Origin of the sequence: Pedobacter sp., from assembly GCF_045627485.1 — a bacterium.
In the GTDB taxonomy this organism is placed as follows: Bacteria; Bacteroidota; Bacteroidia; order Sphingobacteriales; family Sphingobacteriaceae; genus Pedobacter.
The window spans coordinates 29,866-41,341 of the sequence record NZ_JAZQNU010000070.1 but is presented as its reverse complement, the minus strand read 5'-3'; the positions used below and the strand labels follow the sequence as shown (position 1 = coordinate 41,341).

The 11,476-nt window shown below is 40.3% G+C and carries 11 protein-coding genes; 3 read left to right on the top strand and 8 right to left on the bottom strand.

Annotated features, from left to right (window positions below; all coding sequences use genetic code 11):
• Together ACR2F3_RS05150 and ACR2F3_RS05145 are read left to right on the top strand one after the other, a co-directional pair.
• On the top strand, positions 1-189 hold a 189-nt coding region (locus ACR2F3_RS05150), incomplete at its 5' end, for a citrate lyase subunit alpha (protein WP_432708908.1).
• A 15-nt stretch (positions 190-204) separates the two neighbouring features.
• The gene (locus ACR2F3_RS05145; protein ID WP_432708907.1) at positions 205-1,905 is read left to right on the top strand and encodes a hypothetical protein; all 1,701 of its coding nucleotides are present in this window, start codon (positions 205-207) and stop codon (positions 1,903-1,905) included.
• Positions 1,906-2,053: 148 nt separating this feature from the next.
• Here ACR2F3_RS05145 and ACR2F3_RS05140 read toward each other — a convergent pair whose 3' ends face one another.
• The 6 genes from ACR2F3_RS05140 to ACR2F3_RS05115 all read right to left on the bottom strand — a co-directional run bounded on the left by ACR2F3_RS05140 (position 2,054) and on the right by ACR2F3_RS05115 (position 7,310).
• Positions 2,054-2,899, bottom strand: coding sequence for an OmpA/MotB family protein (locus tag ACR2F3_RS05140; RefSeq protein WP_432708906.1), 846 nt, complete (start codon positions 2,897-2,899; stop codon positions 2,054-2,056).
• A gap of 38 nt (positions 2,900-2,937) precedes the next feature.
• Positions 2,938-3,774 (bottom strand): universal stress protein, encoded by an 837-nt coding sequence (locus tag ACR2F3_RS05135; RefSeq protein WP_432708905.1) that lies wholly within the window; start codon positions 3,772-3,774, stop codon positions 2,938-2,940.
• A gap of 38 nt (positions 3,775-3,812) precedes the next feature.
• On the bottom strand, positions 3,813-5,276 hold the full coding sequence (locus tag ACR2F3_RS05130; protein WP_432708904.1) for a L,D-transpeptidase family protein: 1,464 nt from the start codon (positions 5,274-5,276) through the stop codon (positions 3,813-3,815).
• Positions 5,277-5,390: 114 nt separating this feature from the next.
• Positions 5,391-5,729 (bottom strand): nuclear transport factor 2 family protein, encoded by a 339-nt coding sequence (locus ACR2F3_RS05125; protein WP_432708903.1) that lies wholly within the window; start codon positions 5,727-5,729, stop codon positions 5,391-5,393.
• Between the two features lie 125 nt (positions 5,730-5,854).
• Positions 5,855-6,847, bottom strand: coding sequence for a TolB family protein (locus tag ACR2F3_RS05120; RefSeq protein ID WP_432708902.1), 993 nt, complete (start codon positions 6,845-6,847; stop codon positions 5,855-5,857).
• A gap of 313 nt (positions 6,848-7,160) precedes the next feature.
• Entirely contained in the window at positions 7,161-7,310 is a 150-nt protein-coding gene (locus tag ACR2F3_RS05115; RefSeq protein ID WP_432708901.1) for a D-arabinono-1,4-lactone oxidase, read from the bottom strand.
• Positions 7,311-7,620: 310 nt separating this feature from the next.
• Here ACR2F3_RS05115 and ACR2F3_RS05110 point away from each other — a divergent pair, with 310 nt between their 5' ends.
• A complete protein-coding gene (locus ACR2F3_RS05110) occupies positions 7,621-7,992 on the top strand; it encodes a hypothetical protein (protein WP_432708900.1) in 372 nt (123 codons plus the stop codon).
• 302 nt (positions 7,993-8,294) lie between these two features.
• On the opposite strand, the gene ACR2F3_RS05105 is transcribed toward ACR2F3_RS05110, so the two are convergent.
• A complete protein-coding gene (locus tag ACR2F3_RS05105) occupies positions 8,295-9,797 on the bottom strand; it encodes a DEAD/DEAH box helicase (RefSeq protein ID WP_432708899.1) in 1,503 nt (500 codons plus the stop codon).
• Between the two features lie 289 nt (positions 9,798-10,086).
• Positions 10,087-11,439 (bottom strand): MBL fold metallo-hydrolase, encoded by a 1,353-nt coding sequence (locus ACR2F3_RS05100; protein ID WP_432708898.1) that lies wholly within the window; start codon positions 11,437-11,439, stop codon positions 10,087-10,089.
• Positions 11,440-11,476: the final 37 nt, after the last annotated feature.

Sequence of the window (11,476 nt, the reverse complement as noted above, 5' to 3'; positions counted from 1 at the left end):
CTCATGGATGCCGCGAAGAACAGCGGTGCTCCGGTATACACCATTGAGGAACTTCGTGATATTGCCTATTCGATCACCGGCACGCCCGCCCCTGTTCAGTTCGGAGAGCGTGTGGTAGGTATTGTGGAGGCCAGAGACGGGTCCGTCATTGACGTCGTCCGTCAGATAAAGGAATTTGAGTTTAAGTAACAGGCGGTATTCATCATGATAAAGCTTTATAACAGCGGTAATGCCAATGAATACGATGGCCTTGAAATTACGCCTCGGGGACTTGATCCTAAGTTTTGCCCAGACTACCTGCTTTCAGCAGCATGCAACGCTTGGGACAAAGCAGTGGAACTAGGTGAGCAATATGGCTTTCGCAATGCACAAACCACGGTAATCGCACCAACTGGCACCATAGGCCTGGTAATGGACTGTGATACCACAGGTATAGAACCAGATTTCGCTTTGGTCAAATTCAAGAAGCTTTCTGGTGGCGGTTATTTTAAAATTATTAACCAGGGTGTACCTGCAGCTTTGAGGAACCTGGGTTATAGCGAAACAGAAATCACCACCATCGTTAACTATGCCAAAGGTGCCGCAACCTTACAAGGTGCTCCCCATATTAATTTCGATACACTTGCCAACAAAGGGTTTACGCTAGATGAGTTAAATAAAGTTGAGAAGTCTCTGGCTGCCGCTTTCGAGATAGGTTTTGTGTTTAACCAGTGGACTCTGGGCGAGCCATGCCTGCAACGATTAGGCTTTACAGCGGCACAGTACAATGCCCCAGATTTTAACCTGCTACGTACCCTGGGCTTCAGTCGCCAGCAAATTGCAGCTGCTAACGAATACATCTGTGGCACCATGACCATCGAGGGTGCACCTCATTTAAAAGAAGAACATTACGCCATTTTTGACTGTGCCAATAAATGCGGACAAAAAGGGGAACGTTATATCCATGCATATGGCCATATTCGCATGATGGCTGCCGCACAGCCTTTCCTTTCGGGTGCTATTTCTAAAACCATTAATCTGCCTAATGAAGCAACGGTAGAGGATATTAAAGACTGTTACCAGATGAGTTGGACATTGGGTTTAAAAGCCAATGCCCTTTACCGCGATGGTTGTAAACTATCGCAGCCCCTGTCTACCAAGTCGGCCGACTCGAAAGAGGATAAACTGGACTCCGTAGAAGAAGTGTTAGGAAAAGCCGGTAACGTTCGTTTAGGCGATCTTACCCCAGAACAGGTTTTAGAAGCCGCACGTGCAATCCTTGAGAAATCGACGGACACCAAATTCAAACGTCAGTTATCATCTGTTGTTGAGCGTAAAAACCTGCCTGGCAAACGTGGTGGTTTTACCCAGAAAGCTTCAGTAGGCGGACAAACCGTTTTTGTGCGCACCGGTGAATATGAAGATGGTACCCTCGGGGAAATTTTTGTAGATATGCACAAAGAAGGGGCAACATTTCGTTCCCTGATGAATTGTTTCGCTATTGCAGTATCAGTAGGCCTGCAATATGGTGTGCCTTTAGAAGAGTTTGTTGATAAATACACTTTTACACGTTTTGAGCCTTCGGGAATGGTAGGTGGCCATGATAACATCAAAAGCGCAACTTCAGTGATCGATTATATTTTCAGGCTATTGGGTTACGAATACCTTGGCCGTGAAGACCTGGTGCATGTACTCAATAACCATAACGCCATCTTGGGAAATCCGCAAATGGAGGATACGGATGTTAACCCTGCGCCACTGGCCTTACAGCAAGAAAGTGCCGCTAAAGTACTTAAACCTGTACTTGACATCTCGGGAGGCGGACAATCCGATGCCCCTGCATGTGGCAACTGTGGGCACATTATGGTACGTTCGGGCACCTGTTATAAATGCTTAAACTGTGGCACCCAAGGTGGTTGTGCATAATTAACAGAAATGCTAACTACTACGAGCTAAACAAATCATTATTAGTCAAATACACAAAAGCCTGAGGCGTTAACCTCAGGCTTATTTATGAACACTAGTGCCTAACCATTAAAAACACAAACACCACCAATTAATGGCGACCGAGATTTTATTCAGGCCTTTCAAGAAGCTTAAAGAATTGATCTAACTGAGGTAAGATGACAATTCGTGTGCGCCTGTTTAGTGAACGTCCATACTCAGTATCATTTGGCGCAACAGGCACATACTCTCCTCTGCCTGCTGCAGTGATACGAGCCGGGGGTATTCCGTATTCATCTTGCAAGACCCTTACCACTGCAGTGGCACGTTTAACGCTGAGATCCCAATTATCTAATAACACCCCCTGGTGGTAAGGGACTGCATCAGTATGCCCCTCTACCATAAACTCAATATCAGGTTGCTTTAAAAGTACTTTTGCTACTTTTCCAAGCACCTCCCTCGCCCTTTCGGTTATTTTATAACGTCCGGTTTCAAACAGTAGCTTATCCGAAATATCGATGTAAATTACTCCTTTATCAATCTTAACATTAATGTCTTTGTCATCAAGGTTGCCAATGGCTCCCTTTAGATTTAATACCAAATTCATGGTGAGTGAATCTTTACTTGCAATAGCGGATTGCAACTGTCTGATATAAGAGTCTTTACTACTTATATTTTCGAGCGATTTTTTAATACTTTCCGCCTGAGAATTACTAATCACAGAAAGCTCCTTCAGTTGGTTTACCATGAGATCATTGTAATTTTTCTGATCATCCAACCGCCTCTCGAGTTGATTGTTATAATCCTTGTACCTGTCAATGGTATCTGCCTGTCTCTCTGACAAAAGCTGTAGTTGCTTATAAGCGCTATCCAGACGTTTGTTTTCCTGTTCAGCCACTTTTAAGTGTTTTGTAGAACTGCAGGAAACCATCACTACCGAAATAGCAATGAGCAAATAAATTTGAATTCTTTTCATGTCAGATTATTATAATTATAAAATCTAGTTACAGCAGATTAATGATGCGCTACAAACAAGGGAATGTCTAAAGCGATCATCAAAGTATCTGCCATACTCTGTTTTAACCACCTTGAAAACCCACTGCGTCGGTAAGCACCTAATACCACCAATTGATTTTTATCTGACACTAAATAAGAAACAATTTCCTCTTCTGCTGACCCATGAAGAAGATTGAAAGTAACGGATGAAAATTTCAAATTCATAAGCTCCATCAGCAACACACTTCCGGGAAATTCCGCTTCTTTCATCACCCTTTCATCAACAGTTACAACTTCAATTGGCAGCATACTCAAATTGTCATAAATGTAACTGAACATTTTAATGGCATACAACGAAGAAGGATGACCATCGTAGAGAAAAACAACCTTCTTAATTTCTATATATTCGTCAGGAACAACCAGTACGGGAGGTTGAATAGTACTCAACGTATTCTTGATAAATCCGGTGGGGATATGATGATCAGAAGCCGTAAGTTTCTCCTGTTCACTAATCACCACCAAATCTGCGAACATACTTTCGTATTGAAGTTCATCCAGTGGTATGCTATGGTCTAGATGTATAGAATAACTAATACCGGCTTGTTTACAAGTTTCTTCAAACTCGATCGCAGATTTGGCCCTTAGTACCTCATCCTGCTCATCAAGCTTTTTAATAGTACTTTCCGGATCAGAAGATAACTTTAAGGTTTTTTTAAGGTTATAACTCCTGTAAAAAAAAGCATCTAGAAACACCCCCGTCAAGTGTGCACCGTTTGATTGTGCAAATTCAATTGCATAGTTTACTGTGCCTTTACATAATTTAAACCCATCAAAAACAGCAAGAACTTTTTTCATATCGCTTTAATAATTAATTTCAAATAATAGGTTTTTATTTAATTGGTTCCGAAAAGCGCCAACTCAAGGGCACGGTCCCTATTATAGACATCATTATATTCAACAATGCCATTTACACCAATTTCACAGGTCAGATAAGTAATTTTTATAGGAATAGGCTTTTTCAGCTTAAAAGTTTTAGCCGCTACCTGGGTGATCCCTTGATGGAAGGAAGCTATTTTATTATTTTGTCCATCCAACTCAAGAAATATTGTACCTAGCTTTTCTGCCTGTTGGACTCTAATGCAACCATGACTCAGTGCCCTAACCTTCCGATCAAACATTTGTTGATTTGGCGTGTCATGTAAAAAGATAGAAAACGGATTTTTAAACCTAAATATCACTAGGCCCAATGAATTGTCACATCCTGCTGATTGCCGCATATAATATCTACTGGGGTTCTTTTTGACTATTGCTAAATTAGCCTTTGTCCCTTGAACATAATTGCCTTTACTGTCATAAATAGAAAGGTGATTATTATCCAGGTATGCCGGATTTTTAATTGCCTTTGGTAACATCTCTTTGATAAAAATACTACTTGGCACTTTCCAGTCTGGTGCTGTTTCAAAATAAGTAATTAAACTTTGTAATTCAGGAGTAGGACTTGTTGGCTTCCCTACTATTACGTTAAACTGGTAGCTTGTGGCGGGTGTATTCAACTTCAAATTATACGATGGAATATTAACATGCACATACACATCTTGGTTTATTGCCGCCCAACGTAAGCGTTCCATATTAATGGCCAACTTTCTAACCATAGCCTCAGGCGCTTCTAAACAGTCATCTATATACTGTCCTTTCAAGTCCTTCATATAATTCTGTAGTAACACATATTCTTTAGCCTGAGGCTGAGCACTCAGCACAATACCCACAAACTCCTGTTGATTCAAAGCTAGCGTTAATATGCTATTTGCACTAAATCCAGGCACTTCATTATTATCTATAATTGTCCTGGTATACACCGGATTGAGTTTACCGTAATGTAAGTTGTTAATAAATGAAATGAGTGCATCTGTCATTAACATATCGAATCGTGCTTTTTGTTCGGGAGTTACGGTAGATGGGCTTGCCAGAATTACGTTCATTGTACTAGAATTTAAGTCCTTTGGATGGTAATCAGCTGGACTTAGACCGTATTTCACCACGCAACTCAGCATCGCTATTGCCTCTCGTGTGTCTTCTATACCTGATGTCGTATTTATCCAGCTCGGTTCATAATTAGCTTTGCTATAAAACCGCCCCACAGACTTAGGGTAGTTCAACTTAGCCATTTCAGCTGGTAAAGTGAGTAGCTGTATAATAGCGGCTTTTACGGATGTGTCGACACTGAATTTGGGAATACCAATACGTAAGCTCAATGAGGCATCAGCTTGTGTGCTTAAATGCATAAATAAAACCCCGATTACTAACCCAATATATTTTTTAAGTCTGGGGTATCCGCATTTATTTGTAGAACTTTCCATAGTCGCATTCACAATTAGTTAAAATTCCTAATTTGCAGCGAATTATGTAGTGATTTCAATCACCTATTACTGTGATCTAGGGCACGCACCTAATTCAGCATATTCTAATTGAGTCTATTCAACAACAAAAGCTTGCAAAGCTGCCATTTTACCATCCCGAAACCGCCAAACGTCACAATAAGAATATTTAACTACTTTTCCTTCTATGTTTTTTAAGGTAATCTTACCAATAACAACTAAATATTCACCTTCCGCTATAAACCTTTCTTCTGTAAGCTTAGGGGGTTCCACATAGGTTTTTGCCATATACTGACGGACTTCTTCTTTGCCATGAAGTGTTTGGTCGGCAACAAATTCCCAGATTGTATCGTCCGTGCAAAACGTTAAAAAATCTTCATAGTTCCCTTTACGAATTGCAACATTAGCTTTTTCCAGAATTTCTTTATTACTCATGAGATTTAAATAAGTTCTTATTGCATGTTCCGATTTTTCCCTTTTTGGCTTAGGCCACAACATTTGGACTCAAAAATTTCAATACTACATAGAATAACCATAAAAATACATAAAGTTTACTTCGGTCATGGTTTAACCTCATAACTAATAAACGCAACCTTCCGGTTATCCGGACTCCAGGAAGGCACATTAATAGTACCCTGACCGCCAAAAAAAACAGGGGTAATATCCTTGATCACTTTGGTCTTCAGATCCAATAAACGGAGTTTCACATCCTGTCCAAACGGATGTTGGTCCTTTTGGTCAGCAACATAGGCGATGTAAATCAGGGATTTGTGATCAGACGAAAGATGAGGGAACCAATTGGAATATTTATCAAAGGTAAGTTGTTCGGGCGTTTCACCAATGGCCAGCATGCGCCAGATCTGCATTTGTCCTGAACGATAAGAATTAAAGTAAATGTATTTACCATCAGGTGAGTATTCCGGACCATCGTCTAAGCCAGGATCCGTAGTTAGTCTTTTTTCAGCACCGCTATTAATGCTGATTGAATAAATATCAAAGTTGCCATTACGTTCCGCACAATACACTACATGTTGCCCGTCTGGATTCCAACCATGCCAATAAGATGGAACTTCAGTTGTGATCGCAATGGGCTCACCCCCACCGATGGGCACACGATAAATAGCAGATTTATATGATTTGGTAGAGGGATGTTTGGTATCGTTATGACTTATGGCCAGCCATTTTCCATCCGGTGATATCCCATGATCATTATTACACTCGTCGGCAAAAGCAGTAGGAATAACCGCCATTTGTTTTAAGCTTAAATCAAGCTTATAGATTTTCCCCCCACTATTTAAAATGAGGTAATTATCGGGATGCCAGTTAGGCGCTTCCAGGTGCTTGGTAACCCTCAATACAGTATCAAGTTGCCCGGTTATCACATCTACGGTCTGTACAATACTGGTGATATTCCGCTGGCCATTCACCAATGTTGGAAAGCAAAAGCATAATACAATCAGCAGCAGGATCTTACCTGTAAGTTGGACTAAGGGTGAGTTTTTTGAATATCGCTTATTCATCTTGAAAGGCATCTGATTAAGGTTAACAATCATTAAAACTATACCTTTAAATTATAGAAAAAAGGGAAGATAATTAGCTTTTTGTAGTAAACGCTGATAGATATTTAAGCAAAGGCTATATTTACCTTGTATCTGGTTTATAGATGACGCGCATTTGATACTGCATTTGTACGGTGCTTGTACGGGTTCGGTCGTACAAGGTATGTTCGAGGTGTGTACGAGGGACGTAAAAGAGCCGGGCTTGTATCAAAGCGTAGTGAAGGCATTATCCTGACATTTATTCGTTTCATAAGGCGCAATTTTGACCATGAGCTAGGTGTCAAGAATGATAAAAATTCCTTGCTGCTTAAATTTTACAAATATTACTTAAATACTCATTTTGGAATTTCCCGTTCGGATCATACCTGGCAACGAGTTTCTTAAAATCAGGCATTTTTTCATACCCAGACTGTATGACTTCGGGTGATAAGGTAAATAACTTTGCCCAATGTGGCAATGGTTTAAATGGCGCGAATTGAGCCTGTTGCCCGCCCAGTTTTTCAATGGCCCTTTGCCATTGATACCTGAATTTTGCTGGTCTGACTGCATGCAGGATTGCAAAGTTGATAGCATAACACCACCTGCTAAAAAAGTGGTCGATTTTATAAAGGTTCTCTTATCCATATTTATACTTGATTAGTTGTGCGGCTTACCAGGAATTGGACCTTTTGCTTCACATTCTTTAACCAGTTGCTATTAAAGTTACGATTTCTAATTACGAAAACCATTCTGTACCTTAACCGTTTAAAGAGAAACAATTTAACGCCATGAAAAATCTATTTGTATTACTGTTCGTTTTCAGCCTGGTTTATGTAGGTTGTAAAAAAACTGAACAAGGCCCTGTCGAGCTTTACGGTAAATGGAAACTGAATGAAATTTTAGCCGACCCGGGCGATGGAAGCGGAAAATACAGAAAAGTAACAGGTGAGCCAAAATACCTGATGATAAATCGTTCTGGGAAGATGAGTGGTGATGCTATAAATTTAAAGCAATTTAAGGTCTTGGATAGTGTGAGAATGGAGGTCATCAATACAGATTATAAGGAACCAGTGGTCTATTATTATGAGGTGTCCGAAAGTTCGCTTACTCTTAACCCACCCTGCATAGAAGGTTGTGGTTATCGTTTTGTAAGGGAATAACTTTACTTCCTCATATTTAAGCTATTAACCATTATCTTTAAGATCATTAAATAGCTTAAATATGAGGACTTATAAAATTTCATTTTTAATGTCTATGTGCATTTTTGCAGTTATCCTTCTAGCTAAAGCGCAGACTGCACCTAAATATATGGTTAAACCTCATTCCAATAATGAAATCCCAGTGGCAAAGATGAAGACGCCCCACAACCTTAAAGATTTTGTGTTCACACCAAAATATAATGAACGTCTTGGCGGTCCGGTTAATATCCCAAATGCCTTCAGGGCACCAGATTCAATTACTTCTAAACCGCCACTTTCAAAAGCGCCCTTCTACCCATAATCTTGGTGATTAACTTCCGTAGTTTGGCCAGGTAATCTTCTTTTAACCATTCCGTGTAGTTTTTAGTTACCCTCCCAAGGCATTTCGAATATTGTTTGATGCGCCAGTCGATTTCACGCAATAATTCATCCACCAATCCTAAAGCACCTGATATACTGTCGCTATTGTCTGCACACATCAAGGCGTGCTGACGGATAGAATCACGAATTACAATTTTAGGTTTTTGACCATTTTCCAGGGCTGCCTGGTGTGCTGCCTGCACATCGAAAGATATTTCTAAGCTATTGGGGAACTTGGCACGCATATCGGAAGGAATCTGATGCGATTCGTAGCTGGTTTGTGCATGTAAACTTGCATAATAAGCATCCGGGTTCTCGAAAATCATCTTCCAATCTATTTCAGCATGCCAATCGCCAAAACGGTCTATATTATTTCCCATATCGATGATGGTAAAGGTCTTCTTTTTAGGAAGTCGCCTGGACCCACGACCAATCATCTGGTGGTATAAGGTTATGGATGTTGTGGCCCGGTTGAGGATCACCGCCTGGATAGTCGGCTCATCAAATCCTGTAGTTAAAATAGAAACTGAAGTTAATATAGCTCCTTTAGTCTTTTTAAACCAATTAAGGATCTCGATCCTTTCCGACGGGCTTGTACTGTTATCCAGGTGTTTGATGGGATAACCCAAGGCTGAAAAAACCTCGTGGACCCTTCGGGAGGTAAAGATACCATTATTGAAGATTAAAGTTTTTTTATTCCTGGCATGCGACTCATATGCATGCACAAGCAAATCTGTCATGGCCGGCGAGCTGTACAGCTCGTCGGACGTACTCACCGTAAAGTCACCGTTTATACCAGTCATCAGGGTATTCAATTCTACATCATAACGCCAGGTGGTCGGCTTAGCTAAAAAGCCCTGTTCGATCAGTGATCCAATCTGCTCCCCTAAAACCAGTTCGTCGTAGTTTCTGTGCATGGGTAAATTAATGTCTGAACTTAAAGGCGTAGCAGTAACACCAATGATGGCCGCATTTTTGAACTTGCACAAAAGTTTATGAAAAGAGTTGTGGTGCGCTTCATCAACGATAATTAAACCAACCATATTGGTGTCTATCAGGCCATCGTTAATCCTGTTTTTCAACGTTTCCACCATGGCTACATAACATTGGTAATCTTCTTTCCTGGAGATCCGCTTAACCACGCTGTTAATGATTTTATTTGGAATACCTGACATCTTAAGTGCCGAAGCACTTTGTCTACAGAGTTCCGTGCGGTGGGTAAGCACAATAACTTTCCGCTGGTACTGCTCAAGGTATTTGGAGGCAATTTTAGAGAAAATGATTGTTTTTCCACCCCCCGTAGGTAGTTGATATAATAGGCGGCAACGGCTGCCTCGGGATTCTAATTTTTCAAAAAGTGTGTCTATATCTTTTTGTTGATAATGATAAAGTTCTTTAGTTGGCATTGGCGATCTATAATTTATCTATAAACTATCGACAGCTAAAGAATGTTTTAAACCCCTCACCTACATTATTGTAAATAAATAGTCATTTACGCTCCCTTATCCTTTGACCTCCACCATTTACTGAAATTCTCAATTTCGCGTGGAATAGTGGTTACAAATACTGATGCCTTAGCAAGCTTTTGTATATATCACTTTATAAAAAACTAACTAAGGCACAATTATCATAGCGGTTTAATTTTTAATAATTCTGATTGTTATATCACCGCATGGTATTAGTATTTATTAACCGTTAAGCCATAAAATCTTTAATATTATCGCTCAGGTCAAAAACTTCAACATCCAGTTTGTTTTCTAAGAGACTACTTCCTGCAGCACTTCTGTAGCCACCGGCACAATGAACCACCACGGGTTTATCTGTAGGAATTTCCTTGAAACGGCTGTTTAATTCTGGTAACGGGATCTGAATTGACTTCTCAAATACGGTACGGTTGCCTAGCTCACTCTCATTTCTGACATCAAGAATGGTATAGTTTTCCTGATTAGCCTTTAAGTCTTCCAGGTTTAAGTGGGCAGAACTTTCCGTTCCGAAATCTAACACAAAGGCTTTTTCAATAAAAGTTTCGTAACCAATTTTTGTCGTTCTTTCCATTAGCACCTTTAGGGCACTTTCATCAGCTGCAGCAAGGTAATAGCGGTCGCCTGGAGATACCAGGGAACCCAACCAGGTTTCGAACTTAAGCCCTCCCATCAGGTTGACTGAATTTTTTAAATGTTGTTTTTTATAAATCTCAGACGGACGGGTGTCGATGATAAGGACCTGCGGATCTAAATACGTTGCTCCTGCAGTGTCTTTTATAGTATCTCCAATAACAACTTTATCGAGACTACTTTGGTAGTCTGGCGCACCCGCTTTATTTAATGCTACATCGTAAGGAAAGTATTTTGGTACAAATGGCTGATCAGACGTTAAGGCTTTTACAAATTCTGTTTCAGACATATCTTGCAAAGACCAGTTACTCACCTTCTCTACACCAATGGTGCTGCTATTAGCTTCGCTTAAGGCTTTACCACATAAGGTTCCGGCACCATGTGCAGGGTAAACAATTACTTGGTCGCCCAGTAACATTAATTTGTCACGTAGTGAACTATACATTTTTTTAGCTAGCACCTCACGTTTCAAGTCTACATCATCACCTTGCTCTCGTAAATCTGGGCGTCCACAATCACCAATGAACAAGGTATCACCGGTAAACACTGCCTTGTCTTCACCTTCATGTGTTAACACAATAGAAATACTATCGGGTGAGTGCCCCGGCGTGTTTAAAGCGCTAAGTTTCACATCTCCAAATTCTATTACATCACCTTCATCGAAGCCTACAAAAGTAAATTCTGGTATCATGAGTTTACTAGCGTAGATAGTGGCACTTACTTGTTCATGAAGCTGCAAATGGCTGCTCACAAAATCTGCATGGGGATGTGTTTCAATTACGCCTATTATGGTGGCATTTTGTTCTTTAGCGTAATCTAAATAAGCTTGAGGATTACGTACCGGATCAATTAACATTATTTCCCTGCTGTTATTACTTAAAATGGCGTAGCTATAATGGGAAAGATTTTTATCTTCAAATTGTTTAATTTTCATACGTTTGTGTGTTTTGATGGATTAAAATGGGTGTTTA

Coding starts and splice junctions, on each gene's coding strand:
- ACR2F3_RS05145 (WP_432708907.1), top strand. CDS start 205: ATGATAAAGCTTTATAACAGCGGTAATGCCAATGAATACGATGGCCTT.
- ACR2F3_RS05140 (WP_432708906.1), bottom strand. CDS start 2,899: ATGAAAAGAATTCAAATTTATTTGCTCATTGCTATTTCGGTAGTGATG.
- ACR2F3_RS05135 (WP_432708905.1), bottom strand. CDS start 3,774: ATGAAAAAAGTTCTTGCTGTTTTTGATGGGTTTAAATTATGTAAAGGC.
- ACR2F3_RS05130 (WP_432708904.1), bottom strand. CDS start 5,276: ATGGAAAGTTCTACAAATAAATGCGGATACCCCAGACTTAAAAAATAT.
- ACR2F3_RS05125 (WP_432708903.1), bottom strand. CDS start 5,729: ATGAGTAATAAAGAAATTCTGGAAAAAGCTAATGTTGCAATTCGTAAA.
- ACR2F3_RS05120 (WP_432708902.1), bottom strand. CDS start 6,847: ATGATTGTTAACCTTAATCAGATGCCTTTCAAGATGAATAAGCGATAT.
- ACR2F3_RS05110 (WP_432708900.1), top strand. CDS start 7,621: ATGAAAAATCTATTTGTATTACTGTTCGTTTTCAGCCTGGTTTATGTA.
- ACR2F3_RS05105 (WP_432708899.1), bottom strand. CDS start 9,797: ATGCCAACTAAAGAACTTTATCATTATCAACAAAAAGATATAGACACA.
- ACR2F3_RS05100 (WP_432708898.1), bottom strand. CDS start 11,439: ATGAAAATTAAACAATTTGAAGATAAAAATCTTTCCCATTATAGCTAC.